At 68.1% G+C, this 18,610-nt stretch carries 16 protein-coding genes and 1 pseudogene; 11 read left to right on the top strand and 6 right to left on the bottom strand.

All coding sequences use genetic code 11. The features are described 5' to 3' along the window. Genes ACSC1W_RS08010 through ACSC1W_RS07985 form a run of 6 tightly spaced genes read left to right on the top strand, consistent with a single transcriptional unit; the run spans window position 1 to window position 6,422 of the window. The gene (locus ACSC1W_RS08010) at window positions 1-783 is read left to right on the top strand and encodes a polysaccharide deacetylase family protein (protein ID WP_435346436.1); all 783 of its coding nucleotides are present in this window, start codon (window positions 1-3) and stop codon (window positions 781-783) included. Next, window positions 780-2,348, top strand: coding sequence for an alkaline phosphatase family protein (locus ACSC1W_RS08005; protein ID WP_435346434.1), 1,569 nt, complete (start codon window positions 780-782; stop codon window positions 2,346-2,348). The genes ACSC1W_RS08010 and ACSC1W_RS08005 overlap by 4 nt, the downstream gene beginning before the upstream one ends. 2 nt (window positions 2,349-2,350) lie before the next feature. Further along, complete coding sequence (locus ACSC1W_RS08000; protein ID WP_435346432.1) at window positions 2,351-3,388, top strand: DUF354 domain-containing protein; 1,038 nt, start codon at window positions 2,351-2,353, stop codon at window positions 3,386-3,388. Beyond that, window positions 3,385-4,440 (top strand): polysaccharide deacetylase family protein, encoded by a 1,056-nt coding sequence (locus ACSC1W_RS07995; RefSeq protein ID WP_435346430.1) that lies wholly within the window; start codon window positions 3,385-3,387, stop codon window positions 4,438-4,440. The genes ACSC1W_RS08000 and ACSC1W_RS07995 overlap by 4 nt, the downstream gene beginning before the upstream one ends. 47 nt (window positions 4,441-4,487) lie before the next feature. After that, complete coding sequence (locus ACSC1W_RS07990; protein WP_435346428.1) at window positions 4,488-5,492, top strand: GNAT family N-acetyltransferase; 1,005 nt, start codon at window positions 4,488-4,490, stop codon at window positions 5,490-5,492. Between the two features lie 3 nt (window positions 5,493-5,495). Further along, window positions 5,496-6,422 carry a glycosyltransferase gene (locus ACSC1W_RS07985; RefSeq protein WP_435346426.1) on the top strand — a complete coding sequence of 309 codons (927 nt, stop codon included), beginning with the start codon at window positions 5,496-5,498 and terminating at the stop codon, window positions 6,420-6,422. A gap of 63 nt (window positions 6,423-6,485) precedes the next feature. Here ACSC1W_RS07985 and ACSC1W_RS07980 read toward each other — a convergent pair whose 3' ends face one another. After that, entirely contained in the window at window positions 6,486-7,241 is a 756-nt protein-coding gene (locus ACSC1W_RS07980) for a sugar phosphate nucleotidyltransferase (protein WP_435346424.1), read from the bottom strand. A 452-nt stretch (window positions 7,242-7,693) separates the two neighbouring features. Here ACSC1W_RS07980 and ACSC1W_RS07975 point away from each other — a divergent pair. Continuing rightward, window positions 7,694-7,849 (top strand): annotated as a pseudogene (locus tag ACSC1W_RS07975) (acyltransferase); the annotation flags it as partial. 32 nt (window positions 7,850-7,881) lie between these two features. Here ACSC1W_RS07975 and ACSC1W_RS07970 read toward each other — a convergent pair. Both ACSC1W_RS07970 and ACSC1W_RS07965 read right to left on the bottom strand, forming a co-directional pair. Further along, entirely contained in the window at window positions 7,882-8,904 is a 1,023-nt protein-coding gene (locus tag ACSC1W_RS07970) for a Gfo/Idh/MocA family protein (protein ID WP_435346423.1), read from the bottom strand. After that, on the bottom strand, window positions 8,901-10,013 hold the full coding sequence (locus ACSC1W_RS07965; RefSeq protein ID WP_435346421.1) for a DegT/DnrJ/EryC1/StrS family aminotransferase: 1,113 nt from the start codon (window positions 10,011-10,013) through the stop codon (window positions 8,901-8,903). The genes ACSC1W_RS07970 and ACSC1W_RS07965 overlap by 4 nt, the downstream gene beginning before the upstream one ends. Window positions 10,014-10,447: 434 nt before the next feature. Here ACSC1W_RS07965 and ACSC1W_RS07960 point away from each other — a divergent pair, with 434 nt between their 5' ends. Together ACSC1W_RS07960 and ACSC1W_RS07955 are read left to right on the top strand one after the other, a co-directional pair. After that, window positions 10,448-12,460 (top strand): hypothetical protein, encoded by a 2,013-nt coding sequence (locus ACSC1W_RS07960; protein ID WP_435346419.1) that lies wholly within the window; start codon window positions 10,448-10,450, stop codon window positions 12,458-12,460. Between the two features lie 322 nt (window positions 12,461-12,782). Continuing rightward, on the top strand, window positions 12,783-14,270 hold the full coding sequence (locus tag ACSC1W_RS07955; protein WP_435346417.1) for an oligosaccharide flippase family protein: 1,488 nt from the start codon (window positions 12,783-12,785) through the stop codon (window positions 14,268-14,270). A gap of 27 nt (window positions 14,271-14,297) precedes the next feature. Here ACSC1W_RS07955 and ACSC1W_RS07950 read toward each other — a convergent pair whose 3' ends face one another. Then, on the bottom strand, window positions 14,298-14,600 hold the full coding sequence (locus tag ACSC1W_RS07950; RefSeq protein ID WP_435346415.1) for a DUF5789 family protein: 303 nt from the start codon (window positions 14,598-14,600) through the stop codon (window positions 14,298-14,300). A 148-nt stretch (window positions 14,601-14,748) separates the two neighbouring features. On the opposite strand from ACSC1W_RS07950, the gene ACSC1W_RS07945 reads away from it, so the two are divergent. Then, window positions 14,749-15,702, top strand: coding sequence for an NAD-dependent epimerase/dehydratase family protein (locus tag ACSC1W_RS07945; RefSeq protein ID WP_435346413.1), 954 nt, complete (start codon window positions 14,749-14,751; stop codon window positions 15,700-15,702). A gap of 85 nt (window positions 15,703-15,787) precedes the next feature. Next, entirely contained in the window at window positions 15,788-16,243 is a 456-nt protein-coding gene (locus ACSC1W_RS07940; RefSeq protein WP_435346411.1) for a CBS domain-containing protein, read from the top strand. A gap of 12 nt (window positions 16,244-16,255) precedes the next feature. Here ACSC1W_RS07940 and ACSC1W_RS07935 read toward each other — a convergent pair whose 3' ends face one another. Continuing rightward, entirely contained in the window at window positions 16,256-17,050 is a 795-nt protein-coding gene (locus ACSC1W_RS07935; RefSeq protein ID WP_435346409.1) for a ParB N-terminal domain-containing protein, read from the bottom strand. A gap of 324 nt (window positions 17,051-17,374) precedes the next feature. Then, entirely contained in the window at window positions 17,375-18,478 is a 1,104-nt protein-coding gene (locus ACSC1W_RS07930) for a Gfo/Idh/MocA family protein (protein WP_435346408.1), read from the bottom strand. Window positions 18,479-18,610 lie beyond the last annotated feature (132 nt).

Below are 18,610 nucleotides of genomic sequence, written 5' to 3'. Positions count from 1 at the left end.
ATGGTACCGACCGTCCCCACCGACTTCACGTTCGACGCCTACCGGATGCTGCTCGACTCGCTGTCAGCTGCGGGGTACGAGACGCTGACCGTCCGCGAGTACCTGGCCTGCGACGAGTTGCCGGAGTGCTTCGTCATCAACCGTCACGACGTGGACCGCAAGCCCCAGAACTCGCTGACGATGGCCGAGATAGAGGCCGACCGGGGCGTCCAGAGCACCTACTACGTCAGGACGACCGACGAGGTGTTCCGACCGGACATCATCCGTCGGCTGGAGGCCCTCGGTCACGAGGTCGGCTACCACTACGAGGCGGTCGACCGGGCCGGCGGCGACCTCCAGCGAGCGAAGGAGGTGTTCGAGCGCAACCTCGAGATGGTCCGGAGTCTCGTCCCGGTCGACACCGTCTGCATGCACGGGAACCCGCTGACGCCACACGACAACCGCGACCTGTGGGACGCCGCCGACCTCTCCGACTTCGACCTGCTCGGCGAGGCGTACCTCTCGATGAACTTCGAAGACGTCGTCTACTTCTCGGACACCGGTCGGACCTGGCGCGACGGCGCTCTCAAGGTGAAAGACCACACCATGGGCGAGGGCGACAAGCGCGTCCAGGCCGACACCACCCACGAACTCGCCGGACTCTTCCGTGACCACCGTCTCTCACGGGCCTGCGTCCTCTCCCATCCGAACCGGTGGGCCGGCGACTACGTGGAACTCGTCGTAGAGCAAACGAAAGACACCGCGACCAACATCGTAAAACACGGAATCAACCACTTCTCATGACAACGATAGTTATCGGACTCGACGGAGCGAACTGGAACCTGATCGGCGACTGGCTCGACGAGGGCCACCTCCCCAACCTGCAACGACTGGTCGACAACGGCGTCGGTGGGACGTCTCGAAGCTGCCTCCCACCGCTGACCGTCCCGAACTGGAAGTGCTACGCGACGGGGAAGAACCCCGGAAAGCTCGACGTGTTCCGGTTCGACCGCATCGACACGCAGGAACGCGACCACGTCTTCCACGACGCGACCGACTTCAAGAGTGCAGAGCTGTGGGACTACCTCAACGACGACGGCAAGACCGCAGGTGTCGTGAACAAACCCTCGACGTACCCGCCGAAGGAGATTGACGGGTTCGTGGTCGCCGGCGGGCCGGACGCGTCCGAGTCCGAGTACCGGTCGCTCGACGCCGGCTACGCGACGCCCGACGACGTCGAGCGCTTCCTCGACGAGGAACTCGACTACTCGGTCCACCCGTCCCCGATGATATCGCCCTCCGAGACGGGCGAGGCCGAGGTGGAGGCGATTCTCGAACTCATCGACATGCGGTTCGAGGCGGCAGAGCGCCTGCTCGACCGCGAGAATCCGGACTTCCTCCACCTGACGGTGTTCTACAGCATGGCGCTCCAGCACTACTTCTGGCGCGACGAGCCCGTCAAGCAGGCCTGGAAGCGCATCGACGAGAACCTCACCCGGTTCACCGAGCAGGACCACGACATCCTCATCATGTCGGACCACGGGACCCAGCACGTCGACACGGTCTTCTACGTCAACCGCTGGCTCGCAGAGGCGGGCTACCTCTCGCTCGGGACGAGCGTCGACCAGGTGTTCCGGCGGGCCGGAATCACCCGCGAACGCGCACTCGCCGTGGCGAAGCGCCTACGGATGGTCGAGACGCTGAGTCGCGTCGTCCCCGAACGCGTCCAGAAACTCGTGCCGTGGGAGGAAGGCGTCAAGCGCGACCGGGTCCTCTCGGCCGTCAACTGGGAGTCGACGACCGCCGTCGCCAGCAACCAGGGACCCATCTACCTCACGCTCACCCCGGACGACCCGGACTACGAGGCGACGCGAGACGAACTCATCGACGACCTCGAAGGGCTGCAGCACCCGGAGACGGGGCACACGCTGGTCGCCGAGGTCCACCGCGGCGAGGAGTACTACGATGGGCCGTACGCGGAGAACGCACCGGACCTCGTCCTCGACCAGGGGACGAACGTCCACACCAGCGACGCCGTCGGCCACGGTCCGTGGTACGCTGACGAGGGTGTCTGGAAGGGCGGCAACGAACCCAGCGGCCTGTTCCTGTTCTCCGGGCCCTCCTTCCGCGAGGAGGGCCTGACGGGCGAGGCACGCATCGTCGACCTCGCGCCCACGCTCTTGCACTCGATGGGGTCGCGCGTCCCGGAGGACGTGGACGGCCGGGTACTGGACGTGTTCCGTCCCGAGTCCGTCCCGGGGAACACGCCCGTCCGGACCCGAGAACCGCTCTCCGGTACCCGAGAGGCACCGGAGAAGGACGACGCCGCGGTCGAGCAACGGCTCGCGGACCTCGGCTACCTCGAGTGACGATGCGCGTCCTGTTCGACGTGAGTCACCCGGCGCACGTCCACCTGTTCAAGCACGCGGTCCGCGAACTGGAGGCAGACGGACACGACGTCCGCGTCCTCTCCCGCGAGAAGGAGGTGACCACCGACCTGCTCGACGCCGAGGGCATCGAGCACGACGTGCTGTCGACGAAGGGCGACTCCCCGCTGGGACTCGTCCGCGAGTGGGTCGGCCGCGAGGTCCGGGTCGTCCGGGCCGCCCGGTCGTTCGACCCGGACGTCGTCGTGAGCAGGCTCAACCCGGCGGCGGTCCACGCCGCCCGACTGGTCGGTGCGAAGAGCATCGTCTTCCACGACACCGAACCCGCCGGGGCGCTGGCGAAGTACACGCTGCCCCTGGCCGACGCCGTCTGTACGCCCGACGGGTTCGACGAGGAGTGGTCGGACCAGAGACGGTACGCCGGCTACCAGGAACTCGCGTACCTCCACCCGTCCCGATTCGACCCGGACCCCGCGGTCCTCCGCGACGCCGGCGTCGACGTCGACGAACCGTACTCGGTGCTGCGACTCGTCGCCAGCGACGCCCACCACGACTACGGCAACGCCACCTTCTCCCCCGAGGGGAAGACCGGACTGGTCGAGTTGCTCTCGGACCGGGGGACGGTGTACACCTCCGTCGAGGGCGACGGCCCGGTCCCCGAGGGCGCGGAACCGATGCCGGTCCCGCCGGAGGCGTTGCACGACCTGCTGTACTACGCCGACTGCTACGTCGGCGACTCGAACACGACGGCCGCCGAGGCCGGCATCCTCGGTACGCCGGCACTCCGGTACGACACGTTCGGCGAGGGCGCGTTGCACAACTTCGTCGAACTGGAGGAGGAGTACGGACTCGTCCACTCGACGGAGGACGAACAGCGCCTCCTCGGCCTGACGCGGAGCGTCGTCACCCATCCCGACGCGGCGGCGGCGCGCTGGCGCGAGGCCAGGAACAGACTGCTCGCGGACAAGATAGACGTGACAGGATACATGCTAGACCTCGTCGAACTGGAGGGACAGCGATGACCGTGGTTCCAGAGGACCACGAGTTCGCGCTGTTGCTCACACACGACGTCGACCGCCCGTACAAGACCTACCAGTTCCCCTACTACGCGCTTCGGGACCGGGACCCGGGACAGCTCTGGACCGGGCTGACCGGGAAGAACCCGTTCTGGACCTTCGACGACCTCTGTGCCGTCGAGGACGAACTCGGCGTCCGGTCGTCGTTCAACTTCCTCGACGAACGGCACCTGTTCGACCTGCCGGTCAGGGACTGGTTCAAGCCGAAGAACTGGCGGCTGTTCACCGGCCGGTACTCCCTCACCGACCCGGCGATCGTCGACCTCATCCGTCGGCTGGAATCGGAGGACTGGGAGGTCGGGCTCCACGGGTCGTACTTCTCCTACCTCCAGCGGGATCAGCTCGAACGGGAGAAGGTCAAGCTGGAGTCGATACTCGAGGGCGAACTCCTCGGGGGGCGACAGCACTACCTCAACATCGACGTCCCGCTCACGTGGCGGTACCAGCGGTCGGTCGGACTCAAGTACGACACCTCGCTGGGCTCCAACAAGCAGTACGGCTTCGGCGGGGAGTACGGCATCCTGCGCCCGTTCGACGACGACTTCGTCGTCTTCCCCCTGACGGTGATGGAGACGGCACTGCCCGACCCGGGCGAGTCGTTCGAGACGGCGTGGCGGGAACTCGACGCCCTGCTCGACGAGGCCGCCGAGAACGACGCCGTGATGTCGGTGCTCTGGCACCCCCGGTTCTTCGCCGTAGAGGACTTCCCGGGCCACCGTCGGCTCTACCGGCGACTGGTGCGGACGGCACTCGAACGGGGTGCGTGGGTGGGGTCCCCCGGCGAACTGTACAAGCAACTCGAACACCCTAGTACCGGCCGGGACCGTGTCCCGGCCGATCGGCAGTGGGCGACACTGACCGATGGGCGGACCGACGGTGGACGGACGGCCGGGCCGGACTACGGTGTGGAGCGCGCGACGGGCGAACAGGGAGACGAATCGAACCACGACGCGGACGACGACCAGTCGGGTCGTCCCGCGGACCGAACACGCGAGTAGCATGACGATATCAGGACAAGAAATCTCGGATGCACGGGTGCGCTAAGATGGATATCGAACAGGTCGACCTGGCGGAGTGGGAGGACGCGTTGCCCTCGAGTGGCTTCGAGGTGTTTCACACGCCGGAGGCACTGTCGGTGCTGGACGACCACGTCGACGGCGAGCTACAGCTATACGTCGGCTACAAGGGCCAGCAGGCCGTCGGCCTGGTCCCGGTGTTCGTAACCGAGCGCATCGTCGGGCGGACCGTCACCTCACCACCGCCCGCGATGAGCGTCCCGAAACTCGGGCCCATCGTCACGCCCCTCAGTCCGAAACAGCGCAAGCGCGAGAAGGTGAACCGGACGTTCGCCCGGGCCGTCCGCGAGGAACTCGACCTCGACGAGCGGACGACGCTGTTCCGGTTCGTCTGTCCCCCGGAGTACGGCGACCCGCGCCCGTACGTCTGGGACGACGACGACGTGACCGTCTCGTTCACCTACCACCTCGACCTCTCGGACCGGTCGGCAGACGATGCTCTCGGGGACGCGAGCAAGAGCCTCCGGCGCTCCATCAGGGACGCCAGGGAACTGGACGTGTCGGTGTCGGTGGAGGGCGTCGAGGCCGCCAGGGCGGTCTACGAGCAGACGAGAGACCGATACGACGAGCAGGACCGCGGCTTCACGCTGACGTGGCCGTACGTCCGTGACCTCGTCACCGAACTCGGCGAGCGCGCCCGGACGTACGTCGTCCGGTCCCCGGACGGGGAGCTACTCAGCGGTATCGTCGCGCTGTTCTCGAACGACGAGGCGCTGTACTGGCTCGGCGGGACCCGGGGCGACTACGACGGGACGAGCGTCAACGCGCTGGTCCACTGGGCCATCGTCGAGGACGTCGTCGACGGCGACCCGTTCGACTCCCTGACCGCCTACGACCTGATGGGTGCAGACACGGAACGACTCTCGAAGTACAAGAGCAAGTTCGGGGCTGAACTGGTGCCCTACTACGTCGTCGAGAGCGGCGGCCAGCCGATGGGGCTGGCGAAGCAAGTGTACCAGTTCGTCGCCAGGTGACCGATGCGGGTACTCAACCTCGTGACGACGCCGGAGGCGACGTTCTACCAGCACCAGACGCGTGCGCTCGAGGCGGCCGGAATCGAGACGGAGACGGTGGCGGTCGGCCGCGAACCCGCGGCCGGGGAGAGCCGGTCGCCACTCGCGTACGCCCGGCTGGTCCCGACCACGTTGCGTCGGTCGTTGGACGACTTCGACCTCGTACACGCGAACAACGGCCTGACGGCGCCCGCCGCCCTCCTCCAGCAGTGCCTGCCGGTCGTGGTGTCGCTGTGGGGGACCGACCTGATGGGGAAGTACGGCCGGTTCACCCGGTTCTTCGCGAACCGGGCCGACGCCGTCATCGTCATGACGGACGAGATGGCGGCACGGCTGGACCGCGAGGCGCACGTCATCCCCCACGCCGTCGACCTCGACACGTTCCGGCCGATTCCGAGTGCCGACGCACGGACCGAACTCGGCTGGGACCACGACTCGTACCAGGTCCTGTTCCCCTATCCGAAAGAGCGGAGGGTGAAGAACTACCCCCGCGCCCGCCGGGTGGTCGACGCCGCGAGCGAGCGCGTGGACCGACCGGTCGAGTTACAGACCGTCTTCGGCGTCGACCACGACCGGATGCCCCTGTACTACGGTGCGGCCGACCTGCTCCTGCTCACGTCCCACCGCGAGGGGTCTCCGAACGCGGTCAAGGAGGCACTCGCCTGCGACACGCCGGTGGTCTCCGTCGACGTGGGCGACGTCGACAGACGCGTGGCGGACGCGGCACTGTCCCGCGTCTGCCAGAGCGACCCGGAACTCGTCGAGGGCGTCGTCGACGTGCTGACGGGCGCCGACCACGAACCGGGCAGCGAACGTGGTGCGGTCACGGACCTCGGGACCGAGACGATGGCGACGCGCATCCGTGCGGTCTACGACGAGGTCCTCGACTGAACAGGCCGGCGGGGCTACCGAGGCGTCCCACGACCGCCGCACAGTGACGGAACCGGTCGACGCTCAGTCCGAGGATTCGACCACGCCTGCACTCTCCTGTGACGCCGCACGCTCGCCGGCTAGCCGTCGCTCCACCTCGTCCCGGTCGGCGGGGTAGCCGACGTCCACGCGCCAGCCCTCGAGTCGAACCGGTTCGACGTGGTTGTCCTCGGCGTACGCCGAGATGGCGTCGCTTATCTCGTACTCGCCGCGGTCGGAGGGTTCGATGCGCCGACAGTCGTCGAACACCGCCGTCGTGAACGAGTACATCCCGGTGGCGACGAGCGTCGACGGCGGGTCGTCCGGTTTTTCGACGAGCGTGTCGATGCCGCCGTCCGCGTCGAGCCTGCAGACGCCGTACCGACTCGCCTCCGAACGCGGGACCTCCTCGACCAGGACCGACCCGTCGGCGTCGCCCTCCTGTGCCGCCACGACCGCCCCGAGGTTCGCCCGGAAGACGTTGTCGCCGAGCATCACGAGGAACGACTCCGATTCGACCTCGTCCTCCGCCGCGAGCAGCGCCGAGGCGACCCCGTCGCGTTCCTCCTGGACGGCGTAGTCGATGGGGCAACCACGGTGGTCGTCGCCGAAGTGGTCGACGATCTGTCCGCCCTCGTAGCCGACGACGACGACGAGGTGGTCGACGCCGAGCGAGACGAGCTGGTCGAGGCAGTCCTCGAGTATCGGTTTGCCGCCGACCTCGACCAGCCCCTTCGGCCTGTCCTCGGTCAGCGGACGGAGACGCGTTCCTTTTCCTGCAGCGAGTACGATTGCGTCCATGCAGTCGGTGTGCCGAGGGCAGCCCCCTTTGTAAGCAACCAGGTATCGGTCGGGCAGTCGGTTAGCCGGCGCATTCTTAGTTTCGTGCCGTCCCAGGTTCTGTCATGGCCCAGCGAGCCCAGCAGGGGACGAGCCAGGTCGAGAACTGTCAAGTCGGTGGTGGAACCGACGTCGCACCGTTCTCGTCGCTGGTGGACTGTCGCATCGGACGCGACTGCCGAATCTGGCGGTACGTGAACATGTACGGCTGCGACGTCGGCGACGAGTGCATGGTCGGTTCGTTCGTCGAGATACAGGAGGACGCCGTCGTCGGCGACCGGTCGCGCATCCAGAGCCACGCGTTCGTCTGCTCGCTCGTCGAGATCGGGACCGACGTGTTCGTCAGTCACGGCGCGAAGTTCATCAACGACCCGTACCCGCCGAGCGGCGACGAGTCCGAGTGGGAACCGACCCGAGTCGGCGACGGGGCAGTCGTCGGGACCAACGCGACGCTGTTGCCCGTCGAGGTTGGGGAGAACGCCCTCGTCGGTGCCGGTGCGGTCGTCACCGAGGACGTGCCGGCCGACGCCATCGTCGCGGGCAACCCGGCGAGGATCGTCGGCTACCGGGACTGAGAAACGAGACCCCTTGTGAGGCGTCCCTACCGGGACTGCACCATCGCGTCCGCACGGACGTCGACGACGGCGTTGCGCTCCGCGGAGCGCTCGGCGTCGGCGAGCAGTTTCACCGCCCACGCGCCGTCGACGCCGGTCGTGAGCGGTTGGCGGCCGTCGCGGACGGCGGTGACGAAGTCGGTCACCTCGCTCTTGAGCGGTTCCGCACCGTCGACGTCGAGCACGGTCCGCGGGTCACACAGTTCCTCCATGTGGCCCTGTCGAGTACCGTCGTCGCTCCGTTCCGGGGGGACGTCGTAGAACTCGACGACGGTGTCCTCGAGGTAGTCGACGGCGGCGACCCCCTCGCTGCCGACGACGACGAGGTCCCGGCGCTTCCCGGCGACCGGGATGGTCCACGACTCGCTGACCACCCCGGTCACGTCGTCGAAGCCGAGGACGAGCGTCGCCGTGTCGTGCGTGTCGGTGGCGACGGCGGCGTCGAGGCGGCAGTAGACCGTGTCGGGGTTCTGGTCGAGCAGGTACCGGTAGATGTCCACCTCGTGAACCGCGAGCGAGTGGAGTGCGCCGACCTGCCTGGCCGGCTGGCAGGCGTGCCGAACGGTCCGGAGGTGCGTTACTTCGCCGAGTTCGCCCGCCTGCATTCGTTCCCGGAGCGCGTCGAGGGCGGGATGGTGGCGGAACACGTGGCCGACGCCGAGGGTCCGGTCGCTGGCCGCCGCGGTCTGTACGATGTTGTTCGCGGCCTCGACGGAGAGGGCGAGCGGTTTCTCGACCATCGCGTCGATGTCGTCCTCCAGCAGGTCGACGACGATGGACTCGTGGGTCGGCGACGGCGTGGCGACGACGGCCGCGTCGACCCCGTAGTCGGCGAGTTGCCGGTGGTCGGTGACGTACTGGAGTCCGTTGTCGGCCGCCACCTCGCGGGCGCGTTCCTCGTCGAGTTCACAGAGCAGTGCGTCGTCGACGACGCCGGACTCGACGAGTTCGCTCGCGATGCGGGCGTGGTTCGACCCCCAGTAGCCCGCACCGACGACGGCGAGTTTCACGGCGATTCACCCCGGTAGAACGCCTCGATGGCGTCACAGACGTGTGCCGTCTCCGCCTCGGTCAGCCAGGGGTGCATCGGGAGCGAGACGATGCGGTCGACGAGTCGTTCGACTGTCGGGAGCGTGGGCAGGTCGTCGTCGCGCCGGCGGACGGCCGGGTGCTGGTGGAGCGCCTGCGGGTAGTGGATGCCCGTCTCGACGCCGCGGTCGGAGAGGAAGGACCTGAGTTCGTCCCGGTCGTCGGCCTGTATCTCGTACAGGTGGTAGACGTGGGTCCGATCGTCGCGGACCGTCGGCGTCTCCACCGCCGCCACGTCGGCGAGACGCTCGTCGTAGCGGTGGGCGTTCTCCCGGCGCATGCGTCCCCACTCCGTGACGTGGGAGAGGTGTTCGCGCCCGAAGGCCGCCTTGAACTCGTCGAGGCGGTAGTTGAGTCCCAGGTCGACGTGGTCGCCGTTCGGCGTCCGACCCTGGTTCCGGAGGCGCCTGACCGCGGCGTCGATATCGTCGTCGTCGGTGACGACCATGCCGCCGTCGCCGCCGACGGTCATGTTCTTCGACGGGTAGAAGCTGAAACAGCCGACGTCGCCGATGGACCCGACCATCTCGCCGTCGTACCGCGCCCCGTGGGCCTGGCAGGCGTCCTCGACGACGGCCATGTCGTGGTCGTCCGCGATGGCCTGGACGGCGTCCATGTCGGCCGGTTGGCCGTAGATGTGGACCGGCACGACCGCCGCGGGGTCGTCGGCACGGTCCGCCTTACGGGCGAGGTCGTCGACGTCTATCGTGTACGTCTCGGGGTCGACGTCGACGAAGACGGGGTTCGCACCGAGGTTCATCGCAGAGGACGCCGTCGCGAAGAACGTGTGTGCCGGGAGCAACACGTCGTCCCCGCGACCCACGCCGCAGGCCCGGAACGCGAGCGACAGCGCAGCGGTCCCGCTACTGACGCCTGCCGCGTGTTCGACCTCGAACTCGTCGGCGAACTCGGCTTCGAACTGGTCCAGTTCGGGACCCTGGACGTACCGCCTGCTTCGGACGACGGATTCGGTTCGGTCGACGACGTCGTCGTCGACGTATATCTCGGTGAACGGAACGTGCTCTACCATGCTACCGAGTTGTGCGAGGTGTCGTGATTGTTAGCCACACGCCGGCGAGGGTAAGTGGGTTCTACTCGACCGCGGTCGTGTCATCGGCTGGCACACGCGGTCGTCGGCACGCCGTGCGCCGTCGCCCGGGTACTCCGACCGGGAGTCGTCGCGGAACCGTTCGCCGCAGTCGAGGCGCACCGGCGACAGTCACGCTGGCGTACACGGCGCCGACGCCGTCGTAGCGGTGGTATAACAAAGGCCCGAACACGCTTCGACCGTCACGATATGTCTCGCATCGCCACGTCGGCAGATGCAAGGAGAGCGCGACGCACGAACGCCGGACGGCAACGCGACCGGTGGCCCCGGCCGACCGCCTGCAGGACCGTGCGGTCTCGAACCGCCCCGGACGACCGTGGGGCGGCACCGTCACCCGTTCGAGGCCAGCGTCGACGATGAGCGGGGCCCGTTCGTCGACTCCTTCCACGACGACGGTCCTGATCGGCGGGTACCTCGCGCTGGCCGTCGGCGTCACCGCCGCCCTCCTCTCGCCGGCCGGCGGGTACGAACTCTCTATCTACGCGAACACCCCCCTCCTGTTCTGGCTGGGGCTGGTCGCCGCGTTCGTCGCCGCCGCCGTCGCGGGGTTCGTGCCGAGCGCGTCGTCACGGCGGCGACTCGCAGCGACGGCACTCGTCTGGCTGGCCGGCATCTCGTTCGCCGGCCTTCCCATCGTCCGGGGCTACTACTTCTTCGGGTCGGGCGACTCGCTGAGCCACCTCGGCTGGGCGCGCGAACTCGCCGACGGATCGCTCCGGCCCGGCGGGTTGCTCTACCCCGGTCTCCACGAACTCACGGTCGTCCTCGGCGAGGTCCTCGGACTGCCCTACCGTCGAACGATGCTCTACGCCGTGCTGACGTTCGTCGCCGTCTTCCTCGTGTTCGTGCCTCTCTGCGTTCGCCTGATATCGGGGCGGCGGGACGGCCTCCTCGTCGGCGCGTTCGTCGCCGCGATGCTCGCCCCCATCAACGTCATCAGCACCCACCTGGTGCCCCACACGTCGAGTCAGGCCATCCTGTTCGCACCGTTCGTGCTGTTCCTGATTCTCGTCTACCTCCGGCAACCCGGCCGGAACGCCGTCCTGAACCCGGTGACCGGCGTCGGGGCGTTGCTCGCGATCGGCGCGGCGACGTCGCTGCTGGTCCACCCCCAGCAGGCCGCGAACCTCCTCGTGCTGTTCGGGGGCGTCGCCGTGTTCCAGTTCCTCGCTCGCCAGTTCGCGCCGGAGAGCTACGTGGCCGGACACCGACCGCTGTACGTCCAGGCGTCGGCGTTCGCCGGCATGTTCGCCCTCTGGGCGCCCCGGTTCGAGCGCGTCGGCGGGAACACCAGCGCCATCATCTACAACATCGTCCAGCAGGGCGGCGAGAGTGGCTCGGTCGTCAACCAGAAGTCGACCTCCATCACCGCCGTCGGCGGGAGCATCCCGGAACTGTTCGTGAAATTGTTCCTGACCGGAACGGTCCTCTCGCTCCTCGCCGGCGTGCTGATAACGGTCGCCCTGCTCGGCTGGCTCTCCGAGGACGACCCGCACCGGAACGCCATGGTCGTCTACCTCGGGTTCGCCCTCGTGCCACTGTCGGGGCTGTTCTTCGTCGTGTTCCTCGGCGGCCCCGGCGACATGTACTTCCGGTACCAGGGGTTCCTGATGGTCATCACGAGCGTCCTCGGTGCGGTCGCCCTCGTGCGCGCCTTCGGGGAACGCGGCCTGGGCTACGAGTATCCGAGTGCGTCCAGGGTCCTGCTCACGGCCGTCGTCCTCTCGATGATACCGCTGGCGGTACTGTCTGCGTTCCCGTCGCCCTACGTCTACCAGGCCAACTCGCAGGTGACGGAACTCCAGTACGAGGGCTACCAGTTCGCGTTCGACGTCCGGGGCGACGGCGTCGAGTTCACCGGCATCCGGGGCGGTCCACAGCGCTACGTCGACGCGGTGTACGGCACCGACCAGGCGCGCGACCGACTCGACTTCCCCGGCTACGAGGACGCCGTCTCACCACGCGCGTTCAAAGGTGGTCTCGGCTATCGGTACAAGAACCACAGGTACTTCGTCCTCACCGACGGCACCAGACCGGTCGAGGTCGGACTGTACGACGAGTTGCGGTTCAGCAGGGACGGGTTCCAGCGGCTCCACACGACGCCGGGGGTGAACCGCGTCGTGTCGAACGGCGGCTTCGAACTGTACTACCTCCGGGGCGACGGCGACACGAACGACCCGGGTGACGACAACCTGTCCGTCGAGGCCGCCGAAAACAGGACCACGCTCGACGAGGACGACGCCGGCAACGACGGTCAGGTCCTCCCAACGGACCTCCTAACGGGGGGCTTCAGCCTCGCCTTACCGTCCGACGCGTTCACGATTCACGTACCCGCCCCCATCCTCGGGGGCGCCGCCCGGCCCGTGTAACCGTACTATAACAAAGGCTGGACCGTGCGACGACGCGGACGACACGGCGAGCCGCGACAGGTCGGTACGGCCCCCGTCGCCAGGGCCCGAACTCGCCGCCGGGCGTACCGACATCGCCGCCGGGCACGCGAGCGACGGCGGCGCGAGACGACGACACCGACGCGTACGATGACATCGAACCAGACGACACCGACGACGGTATCGCCGGTCTTGATAGCGACGCGACCGCAGGGCGGGTCGTCCGCGACGGACGGCCCCTCGCCCCTGGCGGTCCACCTGTGCGGGGCGTCGCCCGGCCCGGCAGCGGCCCGGTCATGGGGAGGTGGCTGACGTGGGCGACGACGTGCTCTCGACCCTCCGCCGCGGGGCGACGGCGTCGTTCGCCTCGAACGTCCTCAACACGCTGGCGAACGCCGCGCTCATCGTGTTGCTCGCCAGGTTCCTGCTCACCCCGACCGAGTACGGCCTGCTCAACTACGCGCTGTCGGTGCTGGCGGTGTTGTCGATACTGGGCACCCTCGGACTGCCGAAGTCGGCGGCCCGGTACGCGAACGAGTACTCGAAGACCGACGAGTCCCAGTTGCCACACGTCCTCGCCGTCGGGGCGAAGGCCGTCCTCGTGATGGTCGTCCTGGTCGGCGTGGCGCTGCTCTTGGTCCACCGGCCACTCGCCGCCCTCCTCGGTCACCAGGAGGCGCTGATACCGTTCCTGCTCGTCGGTGCCGCGTACGTCGGCTTCCGGGCGGGCGTCAAGTTCGTCGTGGCGAACTTCCAGGGGGTCAACCGCGTCGACTGGAGCGCCGTCACGAACGCCGTCAACAACGTGAGTCGCGTCGTGTTCGCGAGCGTCTTCGTCCTGCTCGGGTTCGGGGCGTTCGGGGCCTTCCTCGGCTACGTCGTCGGCTTCGGCGTCGCCCTGCTCGTCGGCGGGGGCCTGCTCTACTGGCGGGTCTACCGACCCGTCGACCCCGCACCGGAGATGGAGGAGGGACTCACGAGACGACTGCTCGAGTACGCCGTCCCGTTGACCGCGACGCGTGGCGCGAACGTCCTCGACAAGAAGGTCGACGTCGTGCTCGTCGGGTCGCTCGCCAGCCTGACAGCGGTCAGCTACTACACCATCGCCAAGCAACTGTCGGACTTCATCTCGATGCCGGCGACGTCGTTCGGGTTCGCCCTCTCGCCCATCCTCGGCGAACAGAGCGCCACCGAGGACGTGGCGCGCGCAGCACGGCTCTATGAGGAGTCCCTGACCTACGTCCTGCTGGTCTACGTCCCGGCCTGCCTCGGGCTGGTACTGGTCGCCAGCCCGACCGTCGTCTACGTCTTCGGCGAGAAGTACGCCCCCGCCGTGCCCGTCGTCCAGGTGTTCAGCGGGTTCATCCTCGTCAACGCCGTCAACAAGATAACCAGCGACGCGCTGGACTACCTGGGCCGTGCACGGGCGAGAGCGACCGTCAAGAGCGCGATGGCCGTATCGAACGCCGGGCTGAACGTCCTGCTCATCCCCGTGTTCGGCGCCGTCGGCGCCGCCGCAGCGACCGTCGTGACCTACACCGTCTACACGGGGACGAACGTCTACGTCATCCACTCCGAACTCGGACTTCGCGTCCGGCAGATGGCCCGTCGACTCGCCGTCGTCTGTGCCATCGCGACGGGGATGGGACTCGTGGTCGTGCTCGCGCTCCCCATCGTCTCCGGCCTGCTCACGCTGTTCCTCGTCGTCGGGGTCGGGGCCGCCGTCTGGGCGGTACTCGGCGTCGGGACGGGACTGCTCGACGTCGAGCAGATCAGGACGATGGTCAGGTGACCACGGGCCGGAGGCGGGACGCCGGGGTCAGAAGGAGCGGTTCCGGTCGTCCGTCGGGCCGGGTCCGTGCGGCGGGGCGCCGCCACGGTCGTCGTAGTACTTCCGCCCGACGTGCGTCTCGTCGAGGAGGCCCATGACGGCCTCGTACAACGCGGTATGGCTGTCGTATCGTTCCCCCTCGGCGTGTGCGAGCAGTTCGTCCAGCGTGGTCCCGTCGGTGCCGCCCGGTGCGGTCACCTCGACGAGGCCGAGTCGGTCGCGGACTTCGGTGCTGTCGACGGGGTAGTCGAGGGCGAACCTGAAGTATGGCTCCAGTTCCTTCGGTCTCATGGCTGGGGTAGTGGCCGACCGGACGTCGGCCGTGTCTCGTGGGAACGACGCGCACACCGATAACCGATTCGGTCGTTCACCCTCACGGTCACCGCCCGGCCGCGAAGCGAGTCCATAACTATCCGGGTTCGACCCACCAATTCGAGGGATGCCGAAGGATCACGGACTCGAACGCGAGGCGAGCGACCTCGCCGACGCGACGATACTCGTCACGGGGGGTGCCGGCTTCGTCGGGAGTCACCTCGTCGACGCACTCGCCCCGGTTGCAGACGTCAGGGTCCTCGACGACTGCTCGACGGGGCGTGCTGCGAACGTCGACGAAGACGCCGTCCTGCTCGAGGGCGACGTCACCGACCCGGCGCAGTTGTCGGCCGCGGTCGCGGACGTCGACGTCGTCTTCCACCTCGCCGCGCTGTCGGCCGTCCCGGACACGATGGCCGAACCGACGCGCTGTCTCCAGGTGAACGCGAGCGCCACCGGTGCCATCCTCGAACACGCACGGCGGGTAGACGCCCGGGTCGTCTTCGCCTCCAGCGCGGCGGTGTACGGCCGCCCGGACGAGACGCCCATCTCCGAGGACGACTCCCTCACGCCGCGGAACCCGTACGGGGTCGCCAAACTCGCGAGCGACCAGTACGTCCGCCGGTACGAGCAGTGGTTCGACGTCCCGGCCGTCGCGCTCAGGTTCTTCAACGTCTACGGCCCACGGCAACTGCCCGACAGGGGGGTGATTCCGACGTTCCTGTCGAACGCGAGGGCCGGCGAACCGCTCGTCGTCGAGGGCGACGGCGAGCAGACCCGCGACTTCGTCCACGTCTCCGACGTCGTCCGGGCGCTGCTGGCCGCCGCGACGACGGACGCCACCGGCGAGGCGTTCAACGTCGGGACCGGCGAGGCGACCAGCATCGCCGAACTCGCCGAACTGATACGCGACCTGTCGGACGACTCGGTGCCGGTCCACCACGACGACCCCCGGCCCGCCGACATCGAGCACAGCGTCGCCGACGTCTCGAAGGCGCGCGACCGCCTCGGCTTCGACGCGGACGTCTCGCTCGCGGCCGGACTGGAGTCCCTGCTGGCGCGGCAGGTCGAACCGACCTGACCGTCGCCCCTTCTAGGGATACTAGGAATTGAAACACGTTTCCAGGCCGAAGCTAAGTACTGCTAGGTGGTACCGTCGAGCAGCCATGATAGCGATACACGTCGAGGCAGTGGCTACTCGAACGGCGCGCACCGTCACCCCCGAGACGGCGGTGACCGAGGCCGCCAGAGCCCTTCGAGACCCGGGCGTCACGGCGCTGGTCGTCCTCGGCGCCGACGAGACGGTCGACGGAATCGTCACCCAGTCCGACGTCGTCGCACACGTCGCAGACGGGAGCGACCCGGCGACCGTGGCGTCGGTGCTGTCGAGTCCGGTCGTGACCGTCTCTCCCGACGCGACGCTGTCGGAGGCGGCCGAACGGATGCGGACGAACGGGGTCGGCCACCTCCCCGTCGTCGAGGACGGCGTCTACCGTGGCATCGTCTCGGCGGAGACCCTCGCCCCGTACCTCTCGCGGCGCAACGTCGACGTCGCGCCGACCGCCGACCGCGTCGCGCCCGGTCGAGGCGACGCCACCCAGGTCACCGCGGACGAGGCCTGAGCGCCCTCCAGGTCAGTCGAGCAACGGCCGGACGTCCGGGTGGGTCGCGTACTCGCCAGGGTCGACGCGGCCCGCGGCCACGTCGTCGCGGAACGCCTGCCACTCCTCGTGTCGGACCATGATTCGCACCGGAATCTCGTCGACGTCGAGCACCTTCGCGATGGCGAGCCGGTTCCGTCCGTCACAGAACAGGAACTCACCGTTCCGACCGACGTGGACCGCGATCTCGTCCTCCAGCGTCCGCGAGAAGGTGCTGGACCGCTCCTTCGTTATCGGTTCGTCGTAGCCCTTCGCCGCGAGTTCCTCCTGTGAGAGCAGGCCGTGCTCGGCGATGCGGTCGTACAGTTCGTCGAGTCGCCTGCATCGCTCCTGGAACTCCGCCTCAGTGGTACAGTCCCACCAGCTCTCCCCGGACTCCAGGCGGTCGACGATGGACTCGTAGAACTCCGTCTCGGACCACGGAACGCCGTCGTCGAAGTGGGCCGCGAAGGACCGGTAGATGGTCCTGTCCCGGAAGCGTTCGGTGTCCTGGTCCCAGTCGCCGCCGGCGAGCCTGCCCGCACGGCGGTACTTCGGGATGCCCTCGAAGTGCTCGGCGGTCAGTTCGAGCGCGTCGAGGTCTATCCAGACGACCCGAAACGGGTCGATAACCGCGTCGTGTCGCAACCGCGACCGTTCCCGGATCCAGAGGAGGTGGGCCCGGGCGTACCACGACCGCAGGGCCACGAGCGGCCCCGTGGCCGCCGGGTAGCTCTCGACGACCCGGCGGCCGGCCGCCCGGACGCTCGATTCGAGATTAGCGAACATCGGTCCCACCGGGCGTCCCCCCGAGTAACGACGTGTTTTCGCTCCGGACGCGGGCGAGCGCGCCGAAAACAGCTCTATAACAAAGGTGAACACACCCCAAGCCGTGACTGGGGTGGCACCGAAGCGGCGCTCCGTGGACGAGAGAACCCCAACTCTCGCCCGGGCATTCCCCCTGCGAACGACAGTCGTCACTTCCCATCCAGCGACTCCGGGCTCCACGTTTCGCCCTCGACAGGAGGGCGTCCACCCCTTTGTTCCCCATCCCTTCCGTTTTCGACCGAACAGCGCCGGTGCCCGGCTGCGATACGTCCGTCGTCGGTCCGTTCATTCTCTGTTGGCCAGCTGGCGACCGCCACGCTGCTCGTGCGTCGACGCGTCGCGGATCTCCTCCATGAGCTGGATGGTCCAGCGACCCTCCGAGAGCGGGACCGGCATCTCGTCGCCCTCCTGGATGGCCTTCGCCGTGGCGTCGTACTGGTAGTAGTGTGCGTTCAGGTCACGCTCCGCCTTCCAGCCGCCACCGGTCGCGCGCTTTGCGACGGCGCCGAGGTTGTCGATGGTGCCACGACCCCGGGCGAGCATCTCGTCGGCGTTCTTCAGCGCACGGTTCTTCGCCGAGGCCTTGTAGTCGCGTTCGAACGGTACCACCGTCTGGGAGACGAGGTCGACGACCATCGACCCCTCCTCGCCGTGGACGTACAGCGACCGATGGGGGACCGTCCCGGAGAGCATCGTCGCCGAGCAGAGCACCTCGTCCTCCGTGACGTACTGGACCGTCGCGCCGTCGTACCCGAACCCCTGCTCGTACTCGCCCGCGAGGGCCGTCGACGCCTGGACGGCGGCCTCGTCGCGGGGGTAGCCACCCGTGTTCAACAGGGTGTACAGCGGGTGCGGGAGTCCCTCCTCGAACTCGCCGCCGACGAGTTCGAAGCTCCACGCACCCCGGTTCTTCACGTCCGGTGCGGTCGACCCCGTGTAGAGGAGGTCGACCCCACGGACGGTGCCGAGTCTACCGTCGTCGATGCGCTCACGGGCGGTGCGCATCGCCGGCGAGAAGAGGTGGTTGTGGACGACAGAGGCCGGCACGTCGTTCGACGAGGCGGCGTCCGCGATGTCCTGTACCTCGGTGACCGTCTCCGTCACCGGCTTCTCGATGAGTACCGGGATACCCTCCTCGATGGCCGCGACGGCGATGTCGCGGTGGGTCTTGACCGGCGTGCAGACGTGGAGCCAGTCGAGGTCGACGCTGTCGAAGAGGTGGTCGACGTCGGTGTAGGGCGTGATCCCGTGTCGCTGGGCCGCCTCCCGTGCCGCCTCCCCGTCGAGGTCGCAGACGGCGACGAGTTCGGTGCGTGGACAGGCGGAGAGACCGGAGAGGTGTACTTCGGAGACGGTTCCCGCGCCGACGACGGCTGTCTTGAGCGTCATTCTGTCCACACTGGGCGTCCCGCCGGCCATTGTTATGCCGCACAATCCCGCCGGTAAAGCGTTACTACGGGGAGAAGACACGACGCTGACGTGACACCGTCTCACACACGAACGCGGGGTCGGTCCGAGGAG

This window comes from Haloarchaeobius marinus (genome assembly GCF_051207415.1).
Classification (GTDB): domain Archaea; phylum Halobacteriota; class Halobacteria; order Halobacteriales; family Natrialbaceae; genus Haloarchaeobius.
Note: the sequence above shows the minus strand (reverse complement) of the source record. Positions and strands in the feature narration are given on the sequence as shown.